The sequence below is a fragment of the Pelatocladus sp. BLCC-F211 genome, assembly GCF_041928655.1.
Lineage (GTDB): Bacteria > Cyanobacteriota > Cyanobacteriia > Cyanobacteriales > Nostocaceae > Pelatocladus.
This window is the reverse complement of sequence record NZ_JBHFLM010000086.1, coordinates 1-23791: the sequence shown is the minus strand read 5'-3', so window position 1 is coordinate 23791 and position 23791 is coordinate 1. Positions and strand designations below refer to the sequence as shown.

Annotated in this window: 22 protein-coding genes and 1 tRNA gene; 17 read left to right on the top strand and 6 right to left on the bottom strand. The window is 38.6% G+C overall.

From position 1 onward, the window contains the following. Nucleotides 1-119: 119 nt before the first annotated feature. From ACE1AT_RS10630 to ACE1AT_RS10620, 3 genes are all read right to left on the bottom strand, one after another. Nucleotides 120-422: a hypothetical protein gene (locus ACE1AT_RS10630; protein ID WP_374868018.1), complete on the bottom strand. Its 303-nt coding sequence runs from the start codon at nucleotides 420-422 to the stop codon at nucleotides 120-122. Nucleotides 423-472: 50 nt separating this feature from the next. Then, nucleotides 473-931: a hypothetical protein gene (locus tag ACE1AT_RS10625; RefSeq protein ID WP_374868016.1), complete on the bottom strand. Its 459-nt coding sequence runs from the start codon at nucleotides 929-931 to the stop codon at nucleotides 473-475. 259 nt (nucleotides 932-1190) lie between these two features. Continuing rightward, nucleotides 1191-1427, bottom strand: a complete 237-nt coding sequence (locus tag ACE1AT_RS10620; protein WP_374868014.1) for a hypothetical protein — start codon at nucleotides 1425-1427, stop codon at nucleotides 1191-1193. 906 nt (nucleotides 1428-2333) lie between these two features. Between ACE1AT_RS10620 and ACE1AT_RS10615 the strand changes: the two genes are divergently transcribed. Genes ACE1AT_RS10615 through ACE1AT_RS10600 form a run of 4 tightly spaced genes read left to right on the top strand, consistent with a single transcriptional unit; the run spans nucleotide 2334 to nucleotide 6963 of the window. Next, nucleotides 2334-3626 (top strand): ABC transporter ATP-binding protein, encoded by a 1293-nt coding sequence (locus ACE1AT_RS10615; RefSeq protein ID WP_374868020.1) that lies wholly within the window; start codon nucleotides 2334-2336, stop codon nucleotides 3624-3626. 12 nt (nucleotides 3627-3638) lie between these two features. Continuing rightward, on the top strand, nucleotides 3639-4730 hold the full coding sequence (locus ACE1AT_RS10610) for a methyltransferase domain-containing protein (protein WP_374868012.1): 1092 nt from the start codon (nucleotides 3639-3641) through the stop codon (nucleotides 4728-4730). Further along, nucleotides 4723-5997, top strand: coding sequence for a glycosyltransferase family 2 protein (locus ACE1AT_RS10605; RefSeq protein WP_374868010.1), 1275 nt, complete (start codon nucleotides 4723-4725; stop codon nucleotides 5995-5997). The genes ACE1AT_RS10610 and ACE1AT_RS10605 overlap by 8 nt, the downstream gene beginning before the upstream one ends. Nucleotides 5998-6033: 36 nt before the next feature. Beyond that, the gene (locus ACE1AT_RS10600; protein WP_374868008.1) at nucleotides 6034-6963 is read left to right on the top strand and encodes a glycosyltransferase family 2 protein; all 930 of its coding nucleotides are present in this window, start codon (nucleotides 6034-6036) and stop codon (nucleotides 6961-6963) included. 209 nt (nucleotides 6964-7172) lie between these two features. On the opposite strand, the gene ACE1AT_RS10595 is transcribed toward ACE1AT_RS10600, so the two are convergent. Further along, entirely contained in the window at nucleotides 7173-8006 is an 834-nt protein-coding gene (locus ACE1AT_RS10595) for a prohibitin family protein (protein WP_374868006.1), read from the bottom strand. 263 nt (nucleotides 8007-8269) lie between these two features. On the opposite strand from ACE1AT_RS10595, the gene nfi reads away from it, so the two are divergent. The 5 genes from nfi to ACE1AT_RS10570 all read left to right on the top strand — a co-directional run bounded on the left by nfi (nucleotide 8270) and on the right by ACE1AT_RS10570 (nucleotide 13528). Then, nucleotides 8270-8935, top strand: a complete 666-nt coding sequence (gene nfi / locus ACE1AT_RS10590) for a deoxyribonuclease V (protein WP_374868004.1) — start codon at nucleotides 8270-8272, stop codon at nucleotides 8933-8935. Between the two features lie 173 nt (nucleotides 8936-9108). Next, a complete protein-coding gene (locus ACE1AT_RS10585; RefSeq protein ID WP_374868002.1) occupies nucleotides 9109-9816 on the top strand; it encodes an FHA domain-containing protein in 708 nt (235 codons plus the stop codon). Nucleotides 9817-9960: 144 nt separating this feature from the next. Continuing rightward, a complete protein-coding gene (locus tag ACE1AT_RS10580; RefSeq protein ID WP_374868000.1) occupies nucleotides 9961-11985 on the top strand; it encodes an FHA domain-containing protein in 2025 nt (674 codons plus the stop codon). 269 nt (nucleotides 11986-12254) lie between these two features. Further along, on the top strand, nucleotides 12255-12989 hold the full coding sequence (locus tag ACE1AT_RS10575) for a GDSL-type esterase/lipase family protein (protein WP_374867998.1): 735 nt from the start codon (nucleotides 12255-12257) through the stop codon (nucleotides 12987-12989). Between the two features lie 104 nt (nucleotides 12990-13093). Next, a complete protein-coding gene (locus tag ACE1AT_RS10570) occupies nucleotides 13094-13528 on the top strand; it encodes a hypothetical protein (RefSeq protein ID WP_374867996.1) in 435 nt (144 codons plus the stop codon). A 66-nt stretch (nucleotides 13529-13594) separates the two neighbouring features. Here the strand turns inward: ACE1AT_RS10570 and ACE1AT_RS10565 are convergent, their stop codons facing one another. Then, nucleotides 13595-13828, bottom strand: coding sequence for a Nif11-like leader peptide family natural product precursor (locus tag ACE1AT_RS10565; protein WP_374867994.1), 234 nt, complete (start codon nucleotides 13826-13828; stop codon nucleotides 13595-13597). Nucleotides 13829-14037: 209 nt separating this feature from the next. Between ACE1AT_RS10565 and ACE1AT_RS10560 the strand changes: the two genes are divergently transcribed. From ACE1AT_RS10560 to ACE1AT_RS10530, 7 genes are all read left to right on the top strand, one after another. Next, entirely contained in the window at nucleotides 14038-15564 is a 1527-nt protein-coding gene (locus tag ACE1AT_RS10560; RefSeq protein ID WP_374867992.1) for an ABC transporter ATP-binding protein, read from the top strand. Continuing rightward, a complete protein-coding gene (locus tag ACE1AT_RS10555) occupies nucleotides 15557-16618 on the top strand; it encodes an ABC transporter permease (protein WP_374867990.1) in 1062 nt (353 codons plus the stop codon). Before ACE1AT_RS10560 ends, ACE1AT_RS10555 begins: the two co-directional genes overlap by 8 nt. Before the next feature lie 109 nt (nucleotides 16619-16727). Then, on the top strand, nucleotides 16728-17642 hold the full coding sequence (locus ACE1AT_RS10550) for an ABC transporter permease (protein WP_374867988.1): 915 nt from the start codon (nucleotides 16728-16730) through the stop codon (nucleotides 17640-17642). A 149-nt stretch (nucleotides 17643-17791) separates the two neighbouring features. Continuing rightward, complete coding sequence (locus ACE1AT_RS10545; protein WP_374867986.1) at nucleotides 17792-18655, top strand: polysaccharide deacetylase family protein; 864 nt, start codon at nucleotides 17792-17794, stop codon at nucleotides 18653-18655. A 37-nt stretch (nucleotides 18656-18692) separates the two neighbouring features. Further along, complete coding sequence (locus ACE1AT_RS10540; protein ID WP_374867984.1) at nucleotides 18693-19265, top strand: ureidoglycolate lyase; 573 nt, start codon at nucleotides 18693-18695, stop codon at nucleotides 19263-19265. Between the two features lie 67 nt (nucleotides 19266-19332). Further along, nucleotides 19333-20145: an FAD binding domain-containing protein gene (locus tag ACE1AT_RS10535; protein ID WP_374867982.1), complete on the top strand. Its 813-nt coding sequence runs from the start codon at nucleotides 19333-19335 to the stop codon at nucleotides 20143-20145. Continuing rightward, nucleotides 20130-22778, top strand: coding sequence for a molybdopterin-dependent oxidoreductase (locus ACE1AT_RS10530; RefSeq protein WP_374867980.1), 2649 nt, complete (start codon nucleotides 20130-20132; stop codon nucleotides 22776-22778). The genes ACE1AT_RS10535 and ACE1AT_RS10530 overlap by 16 nt, the downstream gene beginning before the upstream one ends. Here the strand turns inward: ACE1AT_RS10530 and ACE1AT_RS10525 are convergent. Then, the gene (locus ACE1AT_RS10525) at nucleotides 22775-23203 is read right to left on the bottom strand and encodes a peptidylprolyl isomerase (RefSeq protein ID WP_017311565.1); all 429 of its coding nucleotides are present in this window, start codon (nucleotides 23201-23203) and stop codon (nucleotides 22775-22777) included. The two genes, ACE1AT_RS10530 and ACE1AT_RS10525, sit on opposite strands and share 4 nt — an antisense overlap. 280 nt (nucleotides 23204-23483) lie before the next feature. On the opposite strand from ACE1AT_RS10525, the gene ACE1AT_RS10520 reads away from it, so the two are divergent. Then, nucleotides 23484-23555: transfer RNA gene (locus tag ACE1AT_RS10520), tRNA-Lys, on the top strand. The last annotated feature ends 236 nt before the right edge of the window (nucleotides 23556-23791 follow it).

The following is a 23791-nucleotide window of genomic DNA, read 5'->3' as shown; positions in this document are numbered from 1 at the left end:
AGGGTACAAGGTCAGAAATTGCATAGTCTGCGGTAGGGCATTCCGTGGACTTAAAACAAAGCTCATCGCCTCCGAAGCAATAGCTGGATTGGATGAGAAGCTTACACTGTATGCTTGCATCAGTGTAGGAGTATGTCACAACTCAACATTTGCTGTTCAGAACTCGAAATGTCGAGCTTTTTACTTGGAACTTCCACTTCAGAACTCGGAACGTCGAGCTTTTTACTTGGAACTTCCACTTCAGAACTCGGAACGCCGAGCTTTTTACTTGGAACTTCCACTTCAGAACTCGGAACGCCGAGCTTTTTACTCGGAACTTCTACTTCAGAACTCGGAACGCCGAGCTTTTTACTCGGAACTTCCACTTCAGAACTCGGAACGTCGAGCTTTTTACTCCAACATCCAAGTTCTGAAGCCCACACTCTACACCACGGAAGGACAAATATCGAGTTATTTTTTACAGCGCTGCTTCTTAAGACTTGGACTTGCGAGATTGACGCGCAAATCTTTGTCCCATTTGATCAACTACTGCATTTAACCCCGATCCTTGTCCACTAGTTTTGGCATAGCTATATACCTGCAAGGCAGCTGCATATGCTTCACTACCCACCGCCAAGCAAGTATTGTCCACCAACTCTTGCAACTGTGTCAACGATAGCAACAACGGGTACAACGCCTCAAACAATTGCACATCCTTCCGCATTTCTTCCAAGTCAAAAGAACGTGGTAAAAACTCTGGGTTCTGTGTCGCCACCTCTAAGGCTTTGCTGACAAATGCGCGGCTTTTATCTCCCATTTTGGGTAAAGCTTTACGCTCCTCGGCACTCAAATCAATTAAAAATGGTAACTTTTCTTTAATGGTGGCGATCGCTTTGAGCAAAGCATCTCTGTCTGTTTGTGACAGAGTTGAGCTAATAGGGATTCTGGACATAGAAATTTCTCTTCAGTATGTTTCTTCTATTTAGAATGCCCAGATATACATTGAAAAGTTCTGTATTATGTCCCTATCTCGTCATTAATTCCGCTCTGATTTTGGTAAAAAGCGATCGCACTCTTATCTCAACAAGGGCGATCGCTCTTCCACTTTCGCTACTTTAAAATAAGCCTTTTGGTCAAAAGCTAACCATAAATCGTCAAAAAATAGTTAATCGCACCTCGATTTTGAGAAGTGCGATCGCCTTTCCATAACTTTAATTCAAACTTTCATCTGCTTGACAATCAAACAGAACCACAAAGCTACCTTCAGGTGAAATCTGGCGCAAACGTTGCATGTGTCCGTCGGCGTCAGAGCGACTACGGAAGCGAGCAATAATCTGACGCTGTGTATCAGGTAGCAAACGGGCAATTACCCAGGAATTTAGGCGATTTTTGTAGGCAACAGTCTGGGTACTGGTCTTCGGCTCGTTGTATTGTGTATTTTGTGTCATGATTAGGTTATCGATAAAGTGTTTAGCAAAGGGCGTTAGTCACTCTCTTGGCGGGGATGTACTAGCGCCTTATCTTCTTTGAAGAATTTAACCCCATATCACAATTATTGTCAATTGTCAATTAACACCATCAACTTAGGCAGTGCGTACAGTCAGAGAAAACGCGCAGGAGTTGTGAAATATTAAAGTAGCAGTTAGACTAAGTACACCTGGTATTAAAAATAGGGCTTAGGTGATCAAGGCTTACAGACTAAGCATGAGAGATTTCATACAGTCTATTTGTGATGTATCACATTAGTTTTTCATCTTTAATACATAACCAAGAATACCAGGAACATAGAAAAAGAAGGAATAAAATTCCACCTCTATTCTGTGAGCCTAATTTATGGGCGTCCATTTTTATATTCCTAGTTGGGAAAAAGATTCAGGAACACCCAAGCAGAAAATTTGGTTCGTATTTCCGCTTACGTGATTTGTATCAAAGCACAGAATTTGGACTAGTGCAAGTAGTTCATGAGTCATTATGAACTATAAGTATGCCACTTTGTAAACTGCCCTTTTTTGTCTAAGTGTATGGGCATCTCTAAAAAACTATCATTAAACCTTCTACGAAAATGGCAGCAAATTTAAGATAATGACAGGTTTTCATATTTTTTTGAAAGCATAAGCTCATAAAATTTCTAATCAAACAAGGTTTGGAAGCTCGTCAAGCAATAATTACAAATATCTCTACAATCCAAATGATAACCTTCATATCCACAGTTTTGGCAAAATGGCAACTGGAATAATTTGATGCTACTTATGATGTAATGAAGCTTTCCAGTGAAATGGCAGCGCAGGCTCAAACAAACTTCCACAAGCATGATTTTTCATGCTGTGGAATTTTTCAGAATTTCAAGCAAAAATATGGGAGAAGAAATAGCAATTTCCCTAAAAAATATCTCAAAGTCCTTTAAATGCTATATTCATCCTGTAGATAGGCTCAAAGAAATTTTTTTACCAGGTAAAAGCAGAGCTACTGAATTTTGGGCATTACGAGATATTAATTTAGAGATTCCGAAAGGTGAAACTGTAGGAATTGTCGGTAAAAATGGCTCTGGTAAGAGTACCTTACTACAAATTATTGCTGGCACTTTGACACCAACTACAGGTGAAGTGATAGTGAATGGCCGTGTATCGGCATTGTTAGAATTAGGCAGTGGATTTAACCCAGAATTTACTGGTAGAGAAAATGTATTTTTTAATGCCAGGTTATTAGGATTAAATCAGAAAGAAATAGAAGATAAATTTGACTCAATAGCCGGTTTTGCTGATATTGGAGATTTTATTGATCAACCAGTTAAAACTTATTCTAGTGGAATGTTTGTCCGCTTGGCTTTTGCGGTAGCAGTTAATGTCGATCCAGAAATTTTAATTGTTGATGAAGCGCTAGCAGTAGGGGATATAGTTTTTCAACATCGCTGTATGCGTCGGATGCGAAGTTTAATGGATTCTGGAGTTACCACATTATTTGTATCTCATGATTCTGGAGCAGTTAAAACATTATGTAATTCAGCAATCATGATTCATGAAGGTAAAAATTACTTTTCAGGAACGCCTAATACTGTCATTATCAAGTACATGAAGCTGGTTACAGAAACAGAATTAGGAATAGCCACTAAGGAAGAAGAACATTCATCTCATAAACAACACCATTCTCAGCAACCTTTAGTAAAGTCTCAGCCTACTCGCAGAGGAAATCGGAAAGCATTAATCAGAAATATTCAATTACTTAACCAAATTGGAGAAGAATTAAGAGAAACACCGAGCATAGGATTTAATGAACAAGTTAAATTAATTGTTGAAATCGATATTTATGAAGCTTTACAAGCATGTATAGTTGGTTTTTTTATTTGTGACAAAAATGGCAATGAACTAATTGGTAGTAATACATTTGAAGAAAATTACCCAATTGATAAATTAGAGCCAGGAGAAGAGTTAAAAATAGAATTTACATTTCATTTACCATTACGTCCAGGCTCTTATAGTTTAACTGTAGCGGGTGCAGAAAACTATACAGCAATGACATTTGACTGGATTGACAATGCAATGGTATTCCAAGTGCTTCCTCCTGATACAGGTAAGCGTATCCATGCTTGGGTAGATTTGCCAATAAGTGTTCAGGTGTCACCTCAAAAATTACCAGCAATCAGATCATAAGAGCATATTTGTATGATGATTAAATCAGAAAAAGATTATCCTTTATTACCAAATATAACTATCGAAGAACTAGATGAAAATAGTAGTTTAAAAAAAATGCTCCACTGGGTAGGAGAAAATAAACGTGTCATTGATTTTGGCTGTGCTACAGGTTATTTTGCTAGGTTACTAAGTAGCAAAGGCTGTCAAGTTACTGGAATTGAAATTAATGCCAATGCTGCAAAAATCGCTGAAGAATACTGCGAAGAAGTGATTGTTGCTGATTTAGATTTTGTGAATTTAAGAGATATTTTATCAGGACAAACTTTTGATGTTGCTGTATTTGGAGATATTCTAGAACATCTGCGAAACCCCTGGAGAATATTAGAAGAAACTAGGCAAATATTACAGCCAGGAGGATATGTAATCGCTTCCATTCCTAACATTGCTCATGGAGCGATTCGACTAGCTTTATTACAAGGGAAATTTGAATATACAGAACTTGGCATTTTAGATAATACACATTTAAGATTTTTTACTCGTCAAACAGTTAGAGAATTATTTGAGCGTTCTGGATATTTTGTTGATACTTATGAACAAATAAAATTACCAATTTTTTCTGGCTCAGACTGGATACCCTATATAGATAAAAATAAAATTGATATTAATGTCATTCATACTATTGAACAAGATGAAGATGCTGATACATTGCAGTTTGTCCTGCGAGCATTTCCATTAAGTTTAGAAGGTAAATATTCATCTTTATATCAACAATATTCCCAACTGTCTGAGGAATATAATTATTGCCAAAATCAGCTAAAAGAAATATATGCTGAGTTAAAGCGATCGCAGTTTGATTTAGAAGATAAACAAATCCAGTTAGAAAAAACTCAAACCCAACTAGAACAAGCAAAAAATCAACTGCAACAATCTCAATCTCAGTTACAAGAAATTCAACAGCAATGGCAAAATACACAAACCCAGTTACACCAAGCTCATACAGCTTGGGAGCATTGTCAAAACATTATCAAAGCAATGGAAAGTAGTAAATTTTGGAAACTTCGTCAAACTTGGTTTCAACTTAAAAAGCTTGTATTTCGTAAAAGGGAACTCAGCAATGATTAAAGCAAAAGAACAGTCTGAATTAATAGTGAACCAAACAAAACTGAACTCTCGCCACTCAGAGTTATTAGCAAATCAAACAGAATTAAATACTGAATATCTACAACCGCAGCTAATTTTAAACTATCATCATATTCATCATGAAAAAACTTTTTATAAATCCACGCAACTAGAACCAAAACCTGTCAAAATCAAAGACTCAAATTTAACTATAGATGAAAAAAGACTATTATATATATCTCGCTTAAAATCCGCAAAATTATTTGAAGAAATGGGAAATTATCCGTGGAATTTGAAATCAAATTCTGCATATGATCGGTGTGAAAATCCATCTATATCGGTGATCATTACACTTTATAACTATTCAGAGTACATTTATGAATGTTTAGAAAGTGTTGCACAAACAGATTTAGCTAACATACCAGGAGGTATTGAAGTCTTAGTTATCGACGACTGTTCAACAGATAACTCCGCTAATTTAGTCGCAGAATATTTGCAACAATCTCAATTACCAATTTGTTTAGTTAGTAAGTGGTTTAATACTGGTTTAGCAGATGCTAGAAACGTAGGATTGAGACTTTCTCGTTCTCCCTATATTTTTATCTTAGACGCTGATAATTGGATTTACCCAAATTGTCTATCTGTTCTTTATAAAGCAATTAAATCTTCCCAACATGCTGCTGTTTATGGGGAAATACAAAGATTTGATCACCAAACTAGACAAGAAATTAATCGTATCTCTTGCTATGACTGGGATATACATAAATTAGTTAAACAGCCATATATAGATGCTATGGCTCTGTTTGATAAAAATATATTACTCAAACTAGGTGGATATTCTACAGAATTAATAGAATATGGTTGGTTTGGATGGGATGACTACGATCTCTGGTTAAAAATTGCTCAGTCAAACTACTCTTGTAAACTTGTCCCGACAGTACTTAGTTACTATAGAGTACATTCAGAATCCATGATTCATACAACTAACAAATATGCGCTTAATATAGCTAAATATTTTTGCCACAAGTTTAGAAATTTAGCTAATAAATATTATAACTCAGATATGTGGTTTGGATTTCCTAAAAGTGAAATTTACCTAGAATTAAACCTATCTCCTCAACAAAATCAAACTAATTTCATTCTACAAGAACTGCAATATGCTTATGCTCAAATTGCAGCAATGGAATCAAGTAAGTTTTGGAAATTGAGAAATCAATGGTTTAAAGTTAAAAGGATCTTAGGTTTAGCAAAAGATATTGAAGTTCATTAGTTGTTTGTAGTGAGTGCTAAAGCACTCTAAATTTAAATGAAAAACTATAGAGTAGCAGCTTACATAACAGCTTATCAGGAAATAGATGCACTTCAGAAAACTATCACAGCTATTACAAAACAGTCATACCCAATTGAAAAAATATTTATAGTTGATAATTCTAAAAGTCAAATCATCGCTAATAACAGCCAGGAAAATATAATTGTAGATTTCCATCCTGAAAACATTGGAGTTGCTGGAGGGTTAAAAATTGCCGTTAGCTGGGCTATCCAAAAAGGCTATGATTTTCTTTGGTTGTTTGATCAAGATAGTGAACCGGATACTGATGTTTTAGAAAAACTATTAACTAATTATCAAGATTTATCGAGAAATCAAAATATAGGAATTATTGCTCCTGCAATATTTGATATTAATACAAAGCAAGAATTCCCTGGTTGTATGTTTACAAATTACAAACTTGCGCCTATACCTGGAATTGATGCAATTCAAAATGTTTATCATTGTGATGCTGTTATTACATCAGGTTCTCTAATCAACATCAACGCAGCTAAATATATTGAACTACCAAGAGTAGATTTATTTTTAGATGCTGTAGACTATGCTTATTGCATGAATTTCCGAAAGAAAGAATATAACATTATTGTTGTTAAAAATGCGATCATGAAACATCGTCTCGGAAATTATTCTCAAGTTAAAGATAGATTTAAAAAATATACAAACACATTTAGTACTTTTATTTGTTCTCCTTCTCGCTATTACTATGCTTGTAGAAATCATACTTTTTTTGAAACCCGGCTTGTACAAAAACAATTCTTATATCGTTCAATAGCTTACAGAATAAAAATTTTACTGACGATGATGGAAAGAATTATCCGTTACGAGCCAGATTCGATATTAATAAAATTATGGGCTTGTATCGTGGGGACTTTTGATGGTTTTCGTGGTAGGCTGGGTAAGACTTGGTAATATGATTTACGCAAGTGTCACAAAAAAACAAAAATTTTTTGTTTGTAGTAAGGGCTTCAGCCCTTATTTTGAGGACTAAAGTCCTCACTACGAACTTAAAATAATATACCAGTTGGGTAAGACTTGACAATAATCATCACTCTGAAAAAGACTATTGGACTAATAATTAGTGTTTCGATAAACATAGTTCAAAGCAGCTACTGATTAGCTTATTTTTGAGAGTCCAAATTAGCAGGGTTAATATTAATTAATGGCAAGCTGCCATTACCACCCATAACTGTGGGAAAATGTCCATCCCATTTTTCTATTGCTTGCTTTTGCAATAACTCTGGAGTTAAAGTTAGTCGTAATAATTTTTGTGCTTCTGCTTGACCTTTAGCACGGTTAATATCTGCTTGTGCTTCTTGCGTTGCTCGTTTCGCAATAAATTCTGCTTGTTTAGCTTCTTGTTCAGCTATTTGTTTAGCTTCAATCGCCCGACTAAACTCAGGAGAAAAAGCAAAATCTACTAAAGATACATCATCAACAATTACACCATAAGCAGCAAGACGAGTTTTCAAATAATTATCAATTTCTTGTTTTAATTCTGTTCTTTTAGTGATGATTTCTTCTGCTGTTTTTTTAGCAGTAGCTGCTTTCAAAACTTCAGAGACTGCGGGAGTCATAATTCCCACAACAATTTGCTCATTATCTCCAACTTGTTGAAAAACTTTATTTATCCGTGTTGGATCTATATGCCAATTTACAGCAAGTTCGGTTGTTATTTTTTGTAAATCACGAGAAGCAGCATCGGCTTTAAAACTATTTTGAGTAACTCGAACATTGAGTTTTCTCACAGATGTGATTACTGGCATAATTGCGTGGATACCTTCATCTAACACCCTGTCTTGAACTTTACCAAATTGCATGACAACACCCCTTTCTCCCGCGTTTACAATAGTAAAGGGGCGGAAAAGAACTGCCAATATTAATACCATCACTCCTCCACCCAAATAAAAACTAAGAGGAAAGTTTTTTTCTATGTTTCTTCTGTCGTTATGCATACTTGTATTATCTCCAGTGTATTGGATTAATTGAAAATACTTAGTCACAGAGTGCTGAAGTACTCATTACAAACATCGCAAGTTTAATGTGTGGCTAACTACTACTCTGCTAAAACTAAAATTTGATATCCAGACTTTCACAAAAAGTTACAAAATTTTTTTAAATTAATGACATTATTTTAGATACACCATTTTCTGTAATGATTTCGGAACAATTCTTTTCTATCGAATAGTAGTCATTGACTACTCACAAAATTTTAGATATGAAGATTAGCCAACGTCATGCTTGGACTCTGACACTAGAAGAAGCGATCGCTATCCAAGAAGAAATGCAAATCGAGGTGATCACCTCAGATCAACTCCAGCAACCTGTACAATATGTTGCTGGCGTCGATATGGGTTTTGAAGCTGATGGGACTATTAGCAGAGCAGCAGTAGCAGTACTGAGTTTTCCAGATTTGAAATTACAAGAGACGAGTATAGCCCGTCGTCCGACATCTTTTCCCTACATCCCTGGTTTCCTTTCATTTCGGGAAATACCTGCTGTCTTAGATGCTTTAGAAAAGATAAAAATTATACCAGACTTGATTTTATGCGATGGTCAAGGAATAGCCCATCCTCGGAGATTTGGCATAGCTTGCCACCTGGGAGTCATCATAGATATACCTACTATCGGTGTAGCAAAATCATTACTCATCGGTAAACATGAAGAATTACCAGATACACGAGGTAGCTGGCAACCCTTAATCCATAAAGATGAAACAATTGGAGCAGTATTGCGAACACGTGTTGGAGTCAAGCCTGTCTATGTTTCTAGCGGACATCGCATTAGTTTACCCACGGCAATTGACTACGTATTACGTTGTACGCCAAAATATCGTTTACCAGAAACTACACGAATTGCTGATCAATTAGCAAGCGATCGCTAAGTAAAAATTTGCACAAATTTGTAACAAGTTAAATTTGCAAATACTATCAATATAAGTTACTTTTTAAAGTTTCATCTAAATATGTTTTAATTAGTTGCTTATACCTGCCTCATCGTGTTAGGAATCGCACAGGGAGGAATTGTATTTAAAATATAGGTTTTGGGGGGAGAACAATGAACGCACTAACTTTACAATGGCACGATGCAGGTCAAACTAAAACTCAGAAAATTCATGAAACACAGCCAAGTAAAAATCCTGGCACTATCCGTATTGGTCGCGACCCAGTCCGGTGTGATATTATTTTGAGTCATCCTACAGTATCAGGCTTACACATAGAAATCTTTTTTAACGCCCAACAGCAGCGTTTTTTGATTAAAAATTTGCGTGAACAAAATCCTCCCCTTGTAGATGGGCAGAAACTGGTACAAGGTGAAATGCCTTTGAGTGAAGGCAGCATTATTTATTTAGGACAACAACAACTCAAAGTCACAGAAGTTTCTGTTCCAGGAGGTAGCACCGTACCACCAACAATTTTGACGCCCCCACAACCACAAGCTACCAATCCTCCGCCAATTCCTGTAGCACAACCACAGGTACATCACAATTATTACCAGCCCACACCGCAACCACACCAACAACCACAACCACAGTTACATCCCAATTATCATCAGCCCGCACCACAACCACAAGTAGCAGCACCTCATCACCATCATCCAGTCACACCCGCAGTACAACAGCAACCACAACCACAAGGGGTTTATGGATTGCAATGTCCCAGATGTAAAAAACTTTCCTCATATAAACACTTGTTACTAGGCTGTCAGCACTGTGGTCACTCTTTGCAAGATGCCCTCAGTGTACTAGTACCACCAAATCGTTAGGGACTTGCAAATAAATAAACAGGGACAAGGGAGACAAGGGAGACAAGGAGGACAAGGGGGACAAGGGAGAGGGAGAATAACTAATAACAATTGACCATTGACTAACTACTTTAAATATTTATTTGCTTGTAAACAAAAATACTTATGAATACTGGTTCTTTAGAAATTCAATTACTTTGGCAAGATCCTGTCACAGGAGAAAGACGAGAACCAAAATTGAGGGTACCTGTTGCTTTCGGTAGAGAATTTGCCCGGATGCCTGCTGAACTCAGGGGGCAACAAGTCGCCCGGATGGTATTAAATAATGACCAAGTTTCTCGCTTCCATGCCTTGATTGAATGGGAACAAAATCAACTGGTAGTGACAGATCAAGGTAGTGTCAATGGTATCTACGTCAATGGTCAACGCCAGACACAGGCTGTGATCAATAGTGGCGATGTTGTGCAAATAGGCCCTTACGTAATTTCTGTAACTTTTGCTGCCTCAATTCCAGCGAGTCCACCAATACCACCAATACCGCATAGTCCACCTATTCCACCTAGTCCTCCCCCAGCAGTCCCCAGTGGAAATTCGGTCATTGTCTTTAATCCCAACACTAACCTCCCAGATCCTACCTTAGCTCCGCAAGTAGTAACACCACTGGGCAGCAATTTTCCGCCGCCAATATTTCAGCAAGAAGTTGTCCCTGTCCAGGCGCTTCATGCAACAGGTATGCCAGTAGATGAAACTTATTATTTAGCTGTTGGGGCAGGATTAGGTAGTTTTATTTGGGTAGATTTGCTGAGATTGTCTGGTGTTTCGAGTGACAAAATAGTGGCGCTGGGTATAGATAAAGAACCCTATGCCCGTTACAAACTTTTGTGTTTGAATTCGCAAATTCCTTTACATGAAAGATTGCGTTCCAATTCTGACTCTTGTCCTGATAATATTTGGGGTTGGCCTAGCTATGCTTTACGAGAAGCTTGGCATGACTTTGGCAAAGGTAAAATCAATGATTCTATGAAACATCTGTGGAAGGTTTTTGCGGAACCTACTTTTGCTGAAACTTATACTCCCCGTGCAGGTAATGTTTTTAACTCTATTGATCGGGAAGCAAAACGCATCGGTTGGGACAAAATTTATCAGTTTGGACGAGTCTTGGCAATTCGTAAAACCAATGATGGCAGATACTGCGTAGCCTATTCTCGCGGACGTGGGAACCATGCTTTTTTTGTCAGCCGTTATTTACACATAGCGACTGGCTATCCAGCGCTGCAATTTCTTCCCCATTTACAAGCTTATCGGGAGAGATATAAAGACTTTAGGTCGGTTGTGAATGCTTACGAAGATCACAATCATGTTTATGAACAGCTAGAACGTCAAGGTGGTAGAGTCTTAATTCAAGGACGAGGAATTGTTGCTTCTCGCATTGTGCAACGCATCTATGAGGCACGGAAGAGAAACCCGAATATTTCTATTTTGCATTTAATGCGATCGCCAAAACCCCAAGGTAATCAATACGGTACTTCCCAGCGTATCGTCAAGCATCATATCGAATTGCAACCATTTAACTGGCCCAAAGCTTGTTGGGGTGGAGAACTACGAGAAGTCCTAGAAAAAGCCAATCCAGAACAGCGTAAAGAATTAATATCTAATCAAGTCTGGGGCGGAACCACCACCGCAGATCGTTTAGACTGGCAGTTGATCACAGAAGTTGGGCTGAGAGAAGGTTGGTATAAAATTCAGTTTGCAGTCGTCACCAGAGTTGAACAGGATGGTCAAAACCATCTGATTGCCTATATTCAAGATAAAGATTTTGGCGAAATTCAACTCCCTGCTGTTGATTTTATTATTGATGCCACTGGGCTTGATGCCAAGGTCAAAGAAAGCCCTTTACTTCAAGATTTAGTGGAACACAACCACTTACCACTTAATCCTGTGGGACGTTTGAGTGTTGCCAACGATTTTGAATTAGTAGAAATGCGTAATGCCCAAGGTAAAGTTTATGCTGCGGGTGCAATTACCTTTGGTGGTCCCTACGCAGCAGTGGACAGCTTCCTCGGCTTGCAATATGCCTGTCTGTGTGCTGTTGATGGTCTAGCCGCCGCCCGTGCGCCTAGTGTGCATCGTCTCAACTTTATCAGTTCCTTTGGACAATGGTTAAAGTGGGTGTTTAATCAATCGCCCTAGAGTGTTAACCATTGACCATTGACCATTGACTATTACCAATTTCCGTATCTTCTTCTATGGTTTATGAATTTATTGTAAAGACAGTCAGTAGTAGAATGCTCGTGAAGTCAATTTTAAAGTTCACCAATCCAATCGAGAAAAGCAAGGCAATAGCAATTATCTTGTGTAAAAACTGTGTGAAAAGAAGTCATTTGCCTAAAAATCAGATACTCTGAAATGGTGTAGAAATGTATAGAATTTTGTAAAGATATAAAATATAGTTTGTTCAAATGCAGTTATTTTTAACACCTTCTTCAATGCAGCTGTCTACTCGACCAACTAAAAGTCAACCTTTAAAGATTATCGCACTGGGGGACAGTTTAGTATATGGATTCGGTGATCCAGAAGGAGGTGGCTGGGTTGAACGGCTACGGCGACAGTGGATGTCACCTGATAGTGCTGGTCATATCATTTATAATTTGGGTGTCCGGGGCGATCGCGTCCAACAAGTAGCCCAAAGACTAGAAGTTGAATTTCGTCATCGCGGTGAACTACGCAATCAAGTTCCAGATTTAATCATTCTCTCAGTCGGTGTTAATGACTCAGCCCGCTTAGGTCGTCTGAATGGACGCAACTATACAGACTTTGAAACTTTTCAAACACAAATCACTTCCTTACTAGAAATGGCCCAACAACTGTGTCCTGTATTATTTGTAGGTATGACACCAGTTGATGAGTCGAAAATGCCATTTCTTGACTGCTTATATTACAATCACGCCGATCAGCACCGTTACAAAGAAGCAACTCGAATTGCTTGTCTGCAAAGAGGAATCCCCTATCTTGATATCTTCCAAAAATGGACTGAACGCGGTGAACATTGGTGGTCAAAACGCATTAGCCACGACGGTCTTCACCCCAATTCCTTGGGCTATCAAGCTTTATTAGCAGATGTTACTCATTGGGAAGCGATCGCAACTTATCAACATCAATCCTATTTTTCAGCCTCAAAAAAAGATAACATCTGAAATAAAATCAAAAATTATTCAATCTGGTTGTTGAATCTTGAATATTCTACACCTTTGACGTTCCAGTAAGGTATTTTTAATTTTTAATTTTTAATTCTGCAAAGATGACTCCCACTTTATTAGGTCGCTGGCAAACTCGATTATTATTACTAGCAACTGTAGGTATATTTGTATCTATACCCTTTGCATTAGGTTTATTTGGTTCTCCCGCTGGCATAGTTTATTTTTGGATCATTATATATGTCGCTATATTTGGAATTGTTTGGGATATAGTGTATGATCAAATTCAAAAAAGACGCTGGGATAGAGACTGGCCAGCACTTTATCAATTATTAGCTGGTATCTGGGAATTTATATTTATACTTTGTGGAATCAAGGTTTTTGGCTTTTTACCTGTATTAATTCCCAAAGAAGAGTTATCTCCTTTCTGGATATTTGCACATTACAGTGTTGTTTGGCTAGCAATTTTTATTGCTTCGCAATCCTTAATGCGAATTATATTTCCTCGATGGCGCTTCCGTGGAGGTCAATGGCTATAAGGTGTTACAATAGAGGGAAGCAGTTCAACCTACTAGCTTCCCTAAAGGAATTATATTTTTGTTTTATTAATAACCTCTAAATCCTGCACAAAGACTGACATTTTCACCAAACCATGCAAAATCTAATTCGGTTTCAGTGAAGTTGTAACCAATAGAAGCAGCAAAATCAACTATTTTGGTTTTATCCCAATCCCAGATACCAAAAACGCCTTTATTAGAGCATTTGTTGTAGTATTGCTCGTAGAGGACTTGATCTGAATTTAACAGATCATAAAAAGCATTAACTTGTTCTAGTGACATAAAATGTTGTTTCCAATGATAGGATTTTGTGAGTTTACTAAAAACTACACAGCTTACTAGGGTAATTTCCGTCTAGATACTTTTGCTTTTCAATGTTTTTGCTTCGCCACAAGGATAAAATTGAAAATAGTCACTAAAATTCTATGATTCCCCGTTTGCAAGTTAGCAATATTAGTAAATCTTACCTTGGTTGTTTCGCAAACAAGCAGGTGAATTTGACAATTCAAGCAGGTGAGATTCATGCTTTGTTGGGAGAAAATGGAGCGGGTAAGAGTACCCTCATGAAAATTATCTACGGGGTGGTGCGTCCTGATCGTGGTGAAATTTTTTGGCAAGGACAACAGATTAATATTAATCACCCGACAAAAGCGCGATCGCTAGGAATTGGTATGGTGTTCCAGCACTTTTGTTTGTTTGAAACTCTGACTGTAACAGAAAATATCGCTCTCGCACTTCCTCCTAGCGAAAAATGGGATTTAGCAGCAATTAAGCGCAAGATTCGCGTTTTGTCTCAAGAATACGGTTTAGATATCAATCCTGATCGCCCAGTGCATACATTATCTGTAGGTGAAAAGCAGCGAGTAGAAATCATCCGTTGTTTGTGTGTTGCAACCAAGTTGCTAATTTTGGATGAACCCACAGCGGTGTTGACTCCTCAAGAAACAGAAAAACTATTCGTGACGTTGCGCCAAATAGCTGCTAGTGGTTGCAGTATTTTATTTAGTAGTCACAAATTACAAGAAGTGCGATCGCTATGCACTCATGCAACAGTATTGCGAAATGGCGAGGTAGTAGCAGAATGTAACCCCCAAGCAGAGACAACCCAAAGTTTGGCAAAGATGATGGTTGGCGACGATGAAAGGATTTTGGGACAAGGGAGCAGGGAGACAAGGGAGACAAAGGAGAATAACCAATCCCCGATCCCCGATCCCCGATCCCCGATCCCCGATCCCCGATCCCCGATCCCCGATCCCCAATCCCCAATTTACTTGCAAGTTCGCGATTTGTGCTTGGAATCAAAGCATTCTTTGGGAACAGCGTTGCAGCACATCAATTTAGAGGTTCGGAGTGGTGAAATTGTTGGTATTGCGGGAGTTGCGGGGAATGGACAAAGCGAACTTTTAGCAGTTTTGAGTGGTGAGGTCATCTGTCCGCAGGCAGATATGATTATGTTGGGAGAGATGCCTATTGGTGATTGTGATGTCCTCAAGCGTCGGCGTTTGGGTTTGGGATATGTGCCAGAAGAACGCTTGGGAGTGGGTGTTGTGCCAAATATGAATCTTTTGGAAAATGCTCTGTTAACTGGTTACTCACAAGGGTTACTGCGACGTGGTATAATCCGGCAGCGCAAGTTAAAAACTTGGACTAATAGAATTTGCAGTGCTTTTAATGTCAAACAGGCGGGGTTAAATTCTCTTGCTGGGAGTTTATCGGGTGGTAATCTGCAAAAGTTTATTATCGGGCGAGAGATTCAGCAAAACCCGACTATATTGATTGCAGCACATCCGAGTTGGGGTGTAGATGTGAATGCAACTGCAACTATTCATGAAGCTTTCATAGAAATGCGAGATTTGGGTGCAGGGGTGCTGGTGATTTCTGAGGATTTGGATGAGTTGTTGACGTTGTGCGATCGCATTGGCGTAATTTACAAAGGACAAATTTCTCCCTTTGTAGGAATTGCAGATATCAGTCGCGAGCAAATTGGCCGTTGGATGGGAGGAATTGGTTTTGTTTGATTTAAAATTAGAACCCCGTGAACAACCCGCAAAAATTTGGTTAGTTTTATCACCCCTACTAGCGTTACTAGGAACAGTAATTGTAGGTTTTTTTCTATTTCGTTTGTTGGGTAAATCTCCCATCACAGCATTTACTACTTTATTTATCTCGCCTTTAAGTAGTTTGCACGGAATTACAGAAATAGCAGTTAAAGCAGCACCAATTTTGTTGATTGCTGTTGGTTTAGCTGTATGTTTTCAAGCCCAAGTTTGGAATATTGGTGCAGAGGGACAATTTACTCTGGGGGCAATTTTTTCTAGTGCGATCGCTTTGATATTTGCTAATTTTAATAACTATATTTTACTTTTACTTTGTTTACTGGCTGGAATAGTAGGTGGTGCAATTTGGGCTAGCATCCCTGCTGTATTAAAATTGAAGTTTTATACCAATGAAATCCTCACCAGTTTGATGTTAAATTATATAGGAATTTCTATATTAAATTATTTAGTCAGAGGAATTTTAAAAGACCCACAAGGATATAACTTTCCCGAATCTGCACCTTTTAGTGAGTATGCCAGCTTACCATCATTACTTACCGGAACACGCTTGCATTTGGGTGTAATTTTCGCCTTGGTAGCAGCATTGTTAATTTGGGTAATGCTGCGACAAACATTTTTTGGTTTTAGTGTGCGCTTAGTTGGTGCAAGTCCTAGCGCTGCAAATTATGCTGGGATTAAAAGCGATCGCATTATTTGGCTAAGTTTAATTATCAGTGGTGGTTTAGCAGGTTTAGCTGGTGCGTGTGAAGTTCTCGGCCCCATTGGACAATTGCGTCCTTTTATTTCTCCTGGTTATGGTTATGCTGCTATCCTGGCTGCATTTATTGGTCGTTTACACCCATTGGGAATTATTTTATCAAGTTTATTGATGTCATTATTTTATGTCGGTAGTGAATTATTACAGATCAAATTAGGACTTCCCTTAGCTTTAGCAGGAATTTTCCAAGGTATTTTGTTTTTCTTTCTTTTGGCAGGTGATTTATTGATTTCTCAGCGGATAATCAAGAATCAATAGTCATTCGTTAATGGTCATTTGTCATTGGTCATTTGTCAATGATCAAAGATCAAAGATCATTTGTGATTAACTACTAACCAGTAACCAAGTAAGCACTAACCACTAATAAATGATTCTTACGGACATTCTCAGCGATACGTTACGCGCAGCTACACCTTTAATTTTGGCAGCATTAGGTGAATTAGTGGCAGAAAAATCAGGGATTTTAAACCTTGGTGTAGAGGGAATGATGTTAGTTGGTGCTGCTAGTGGTTTTATCGTCGTTTCAGTTACAGATAATATCTATTTGGGATTCTTGATCGCCCTATTTGTAGGTATGGCGATCGCCTTCATTCATGCTGTACTAACTATTACTATAAATGCCAATCAAGTAGCAACAGGTTTAGCCCTTAGTATCTTTGGTTCTGGACTCAGTGCTTTTATTGGAGCAGATTATATTGGACAAACAATTACTGGATTGCAACCTCTAAACATCCCAATTTTAAAATTTATACCCGTGATTGGTAAAGCTTTTTTTCAGCAAGATATTTTAGTATATATCTCAATTATTTTAGTATTTTTTGTCGCTTGGTTTTTACAAAAAACGCGATCAGGATTGATCCTGCGGAGTGTAGGTGAATCAAGCACAGCAGCTGATGCTTTGGGTTTACCAGTCAATAGAGTCCGTTATTTAGCAGTTTTGTTTGGTGGAGCGATGGCGGGGTTAGCAGGTGCTTATCTTTCCCTAGCATATACACCTTTTTGGGCTGAGAATATGACAGCTGGACGGGGATGGATTGCGATCGCTTTAGTTGTGTTTGCAACTTGGAAACCAATCAGAATTTTACTAGGCGCTTATTTATTTGGTGGAGTTAGCGCCATCCAGTTAATTCTGCAAGGGTTAGGAGTAGATATTTCCCCTTATCTTTTATCTTCCTTGCCTTACCTCGCAACTATTATAGTGCTAATAATCATCTCACGGGATACGACTCGTATTCAACTAGGCGCACCCGCATCACTAGGAAAAACATTGCAGAAATTATGAAATCTAAATTTTTACTTCTTTTTCATGACAAAAATATCTATTAAATGCTTTGTGTTTTTTGTGTCTTTTGTGGTATCCTGCGGCAAGTCTCTGTCACGTCTACGTTAATATAAATATCCTTTTTATGTAAAAAATAATTCATAATTCTTATGCAGCCTCCATCATTTCAACCAATTACACAGCGTCCAGTTTTAACATTACCCAATCATGCGAGAGTTGGTGTATGGGTAGTCATGAATGTTGAACATTTCACCTTTGGGAAACTAGGAACAGCAATTCAACCTCATTTAAATAGTTATCCAGAAATTGCTAACTATGGTTGGCGAGACTATGGTAATCGTGTCGGTATTTGGCGTTTATTTGATTTATTTGCTGAGTTAGAAATACCTGTGACTGCGGCAATTAACGGCGAAATTTGTACATTTTATCCTGAGATAATCGCAGCCATTCAGAAATATGGCTGGGAAATCATGGCACATGGTATTAATAATTCCACTGGTCATAGTGGGATGGATAGAGACAGAGAAATCGAGATAATTGATACAACATTAACTTTACTAGAACAAGCCACAGGTAAAAGTCCAAAAGGATGGTTAACACCAGGTTTTTCCATCACAGAATCAACTTTTGAATTATTGTATTCAGCCGGAATTGTTTACACAGCCGATTGGGTAAATGATGACCAACCCTATTGGTATCCATTACCAAACGGTCGCTTGCTAGCTATTCCTTACACCATCGAAGCAAACGATATTACTTTATGTTTGAGTAACCGTTTTTCTGGTGCAGAATTTGCCCAAGCTATAGAAGATCAATTTGATCAGCTTTGGCAAGAAGGAGAAACACAAGGACGAATCATGGCAATTGGCTTACATCCATTCATTGTTGGTCAACCATTACGATTAAAGTATTTAAAGCAGTGTTTACTACATATTAAAAATCAACCTGATACTTGGTTCACTACAGGCGAAGAAATTTATGAATTGATCAATGGAAATTCTGTTATTAGTTAGTTGTTAAATCATCAAATTATATATAGCCAAAATGCTTATGACAGCTTCACATACACAAGTTTTAAAAATTCCTGTAATTGATGCAAATCCTGATAACATCAAACCATATGGATATCTTTTAGGGGATGATGTTAGTAAACCAGGTTTAGGAATTCCTTTTTATCAAGGTCGAGTCATAGAAGGTGAAAATGTTGACTTTACCTATCGCGGAACAGCAACTTTTAGAACTGCAAAAATTATGCCAGGTTATCCTTCGATTCTCTGGCTAGAACGCCACATGCACATGACTCAATTATTTATTGCTTTAGGACAATCCCCATTTATTATGGTGATGGCACCACCTAATCATGAACAAGGCAAAAATTTACCAGATTTAACTGAAGCTCAAGCCCTAAAATTTCCTCCAGGACATGCGCTTTTACTACACTTAGGTACTTGGCATGATTTTCCTATCGCCTGTGAGCAACCAGTAGTAATTCTAACTGCAAATTCTGATGAAGTTGTCACAGCATTGAGTCAAATGCAAGAACCAGGTGAAATGAACCAAGGTGATGTTTATAAAATTTCTCTACCGCAAAGATTGGGTTATGAAATTCAATTAGATGTATGATTTTTCAAGCGCAATCCAAAATCCAAAATCCAAAATCAGATGACTCTGCGTTAAAAATTAATCAACAATGGATTTGCCAAATATTGAAGCTTATTTATGTCCTCATGATGTCCAAGCTATTGATAAATGGAGTCAAGATTGGGCTTGGTTAGCTGGGGGAACATGGTTATTTTCTGAACCACAACCACATTTACGTGTTTTGGTAGATATGCAATCTTTGGGTTGGTCAGAAATTATCGTAGAAAAAGATAATTTAGTGATTGGTGCGACTTGTCCACTTATCAAATTATTACAGTATCCTTGGCAACTAGAATGGACTGCTGTGGAAGGATTAAAAAGTGCAGTTTCTGTCCTAGCTGCATCATTAAAAGTGATTAATGTGGCGACAATGGGAGGTAATTTATGCCTAGCATTATCCGTAGGAACCCTCGCGCCAATTATGATCGCCTTAGATGCAAAATATGAAATTTGGAATTTACGAAGAGAATCGCATCTCATCGCCGCAGCAGATTTTCAAATCGGTTCTCGTCAGACAATTTTACAACCATCAGAAGTCTTAAGACGGGTTTTGATTCCTGTGGAAAATTTAAAACGGCGAGTCAATTATCAGCGTTTTGGAATTGCAGCAACAGATCCAGCTTTAGCAATCGTCGTGAGTACTTGTAATTCTGATAATTCCCAATTACGCTGTGTAATTGGTGCAAGTATTCCAGCACCCCGGCGGATCGAATTTGATGATGATCTAAATTTAGATAAATTACCTTCTCTACAAAATATCAACTTTATTGATAACCCCAAAGCTAGTGCAATTTATCGTCGGGAAATAACACAAATTTTAATCAAGCGATCGCTTCACCAATTAACATGCAACAACCATTAAAATTCCAAATTAATAACCAAACTTTTACAGTCACTTCTCATCCTGGAACGACTCTTTTAACTCTACTCAGACAACTTGGTTGGTTTGGTGTTCATCGGGTTTGCGATAGTGGTGATTGTGGTGCTTGTACAGTTTGGGTAAATGATACACCAATTCACAGTTGCATTTACCCAGCCATGCGAATAGCCAATCAATCAGTCACCACCATCGAAGGTTTATCAACAAATGGCGAACTCGCACCAATACAACAAGCATTTTTGCATAAACAAGGATTTCAATGTGGTTTCTGTACTCCGGGTATGATTATGAGTGCAGCCAAATTACCAGATTTTGCATCGCCAGAAGAATTACGTTTGGCGTTGAAAGGTAATCTTTGTCGGTGTACGGGGTATCAGGCGATTGTTGAAAGTATTAATCAATCTCGATCGCAGATCAACACAGATACACACAGGTGTCATGTGGTTGTAGATTCACCGAGTTTTATAGGAAAGAACATTCCTAAACAAGATGGTACAGCAATTGTCACCGGAAAAGCATCCTACACCGCAGATTTTGTACCACCTGGTTTACTCCACTTGAAAGTAGTGCGATCGCCTCATCCGCACGCGCGCATCCGCAAGATTCATACCGACACAGCTAAAGCACTCAGGGGTGTTGTTGCTGTCTTCACCTATGCAGATGTTCCCAGAATACCTTACACCACTGCTGGACACGCCGAACCAGTCCCCGATCCTCTCGATCATTATTTGTTAGATCAGAAAGTGCGATTTGTAGGCGATCGCGTTGCTGTTGTGGTTGCTGAGTCAGTAGTTATTGCTGAGAGAGCTTGTGATTTGATAGAAGTCGATTACGAAATTTTACCCCACGTCATCGACCCGATTTCAGCCATGAATGATGGTGTTGTCATTCATGATGAACCAGAATCCTTACAAATTCCTGATCGCGATCGTAACATTGCTGGACAAATATTTCTCGAATCTGGTGAATTAGAAAAAGGTTTTGCCGAGGCAGATTTTATATTAGAAAATACCTATGATTTGCCAGCTTTACAACATGTGCATTTAGAACCCCATGTCACGATTTCTTGGTTAGAAACAGATGGAACATTAGTTGTTCGTTCTAGTACTCAAGTACCGTTTCATTGCCAACGTTTACTTGCTCAAATTTTCAATATTCCTCAAGATAAAATCCGTGTTTATAAAGCTCAAATTGGTGGTGGGTTTGGTAATAAACAAGAGATTTTATCTGAAGATTTGTGTGTTTTTACTACTCTGATGACGGGCAAACCTGTACAATGGGAATTTACCAGAAAAGAAGAATTTACTGCTACAAATAGTCGCCATGCAATGAGAATTCGCCTGAAAAGCGGAGTTAAAAAAGATGGAACATTTGTAGTACAAGATATGGAAGTAATTGCCAACACTGGTGCTTATGGCAATCATGGACAAACAGTGGTATTTTTATCAGGTTATATTCCTTTGAGTTTGTATCGTTGTCCAAATAAAAGATTTAGAGGATTTGCTGTTTATACAAATACCATGCCAGCGGGTGCATTTCGTGGTTATGGCGCAACTCAAGGCACTTTTGCAATGGAAACTCAAGTTGATGAAATCGCCCATCAACTCAACATTGATCCTGTAGAGTTACGACACAAAAATATTATTCGTCCAGGTGATGTGATGAATTTAGGTCGGTCATCAGCAGACCATTTTAATTTAATTGGTAGCTATGGTGTGGATGAATGTTTTGCCAAAGTTGTGCAGTCCCTTGGTTATATTTCTGGTACACCACCAATCATAAATGGTTCTCGGCGGCGTGGGGTGGGATTTGCTGTTTCAATGCAAGGTAGTGGTTTATCCAAAATTCACCTTGCTAGTGTCAAGTTATCGCTTTTAGCTGATGGAAAGTATGAGTTAAGAACCGGTGCTGTGGATGTGGGAACTGGTTCTGATACAACGCTGCGCCAAATTGCAGCGGAGGTTTTGGGTGTAGATATAAGTGAAATTAAGATTATTTCTGGAGATACAAAAGAAACGCCTTTTGATGCGGGTTCTTATGCGTCGGCGACGTTGTATATTTCTGGACAAGCTGTCAAGTTAGCGGCTGAAAAGTTAAAGAGTAAACTACAAACACACCAGGAAAACGACGAAAATATCAGTGTTGATGTAGCTTATACGGCGGATGAATCGACTTTAACTTTTGCTGTGCAGGGTGTGGAAGTAGAAGTTGATGTGGAGACGGGGAAAATAGAGGTTTTGAGGTGTGTACAGGCGATTGATTTGGGTAAAGCAATTAATCCCAGGATTTGTGAGGGACAGGCCACAGGTGGGATTGCGATGGGAGTTGGTTATGCGTTGATGGAAGAATTGCTGTTTGATGAAAAAGGTAGAATTGTGAATCCAACGCTACGGGATTATCGCATTCCCACGGCTGCTGATGTGCCACCTATGGAGATATTTCTGATTGAAAAATCCGACCCCTACGGGCCTTTTGGTGCAAAGGGAGTGGGAGAAATTACTACCAATTGTACAGCAGCAGCGATCGCTAATGCTGTTGCTCATGCTACAGGTGTCAGGTTACGGCAATTACCAATGCTACCCGAACGAGTTTGGCGAGCGATCGCTTTTCATTAATCAATTTGGACTAACTGAATATCAAATATCAGTTCTTGTCCTGCTAAGGGATGGTTAGCATCGAGAGTGATTTGGGAGTCTGAAACTTCTGTAACCACAACTGGAATTGCTTGACCATTACTCTGAGAAATTTGTAGCATTTGACCCACCTCTACAGATACATCTGTGGGAATGCGTTCTTTCTCTACTACCATCACCAATTCTGGACGGTAAGGGCCATAGGCTTCATCTGCTGGAATATTTGTCCTCTTGGATTCTCCTGGAGTCATACCAACTACAGCCTGTTCAAAGCCGGGAATCACTAACCCTTCACCAATAGAAAACTGCAATGGATCTCGTTCAGCAGAAGAATCGAATACTGTGCCATCATCTAGCTTTCCTGTATAGTGAACTTTCACAGTATCACCTAGTTTGGCTTGTCCCATTTTCTTCTCCTTCAAATTTGAGTTCACTACGCCTTCCCACCCTAGTACTTCTACGAGCAAATGTATCCCGATTTTGTTATTTATTAAGATTTTGATTGACTTTGCAACATAATCTAAATAGATCCCTTATCCCCGATCCCTGATCCCTATTCTCTAGGTCGATATTGGTACATGAGGAGACGCAAACGGTTTAAACATGGTGCAACATGGTGCGATCGCAGTCGTGAATTTTTCTTGCAAGCAACAAGGAAAGTTTGCTATAATTATAAATTAGTAATTTGGGTGACTAGCTCAACGGTAGAGCAGTGGACTCTTAATCCATTGGTTGCGGGTTCAAATCCCTCGTCACCCACTCATAATTTTTTGTAAACTTCATCATCGTTTTGCTTTCCTACACGGAAAATATCAATCAATTAATTGTCATCATCAATCGTATAGAGAATTCTATTTGACACTCTCCGCCCTATAAGTGCGGAGATTCTTGCTTCATCCGTCCTCCCTAGAAACCCGAATACAAAGTATTCAAATCTCCCCGTTTGGATACGTCCACAAGCACACACGGACTGCCCGACCGCGTTTGAAACGATT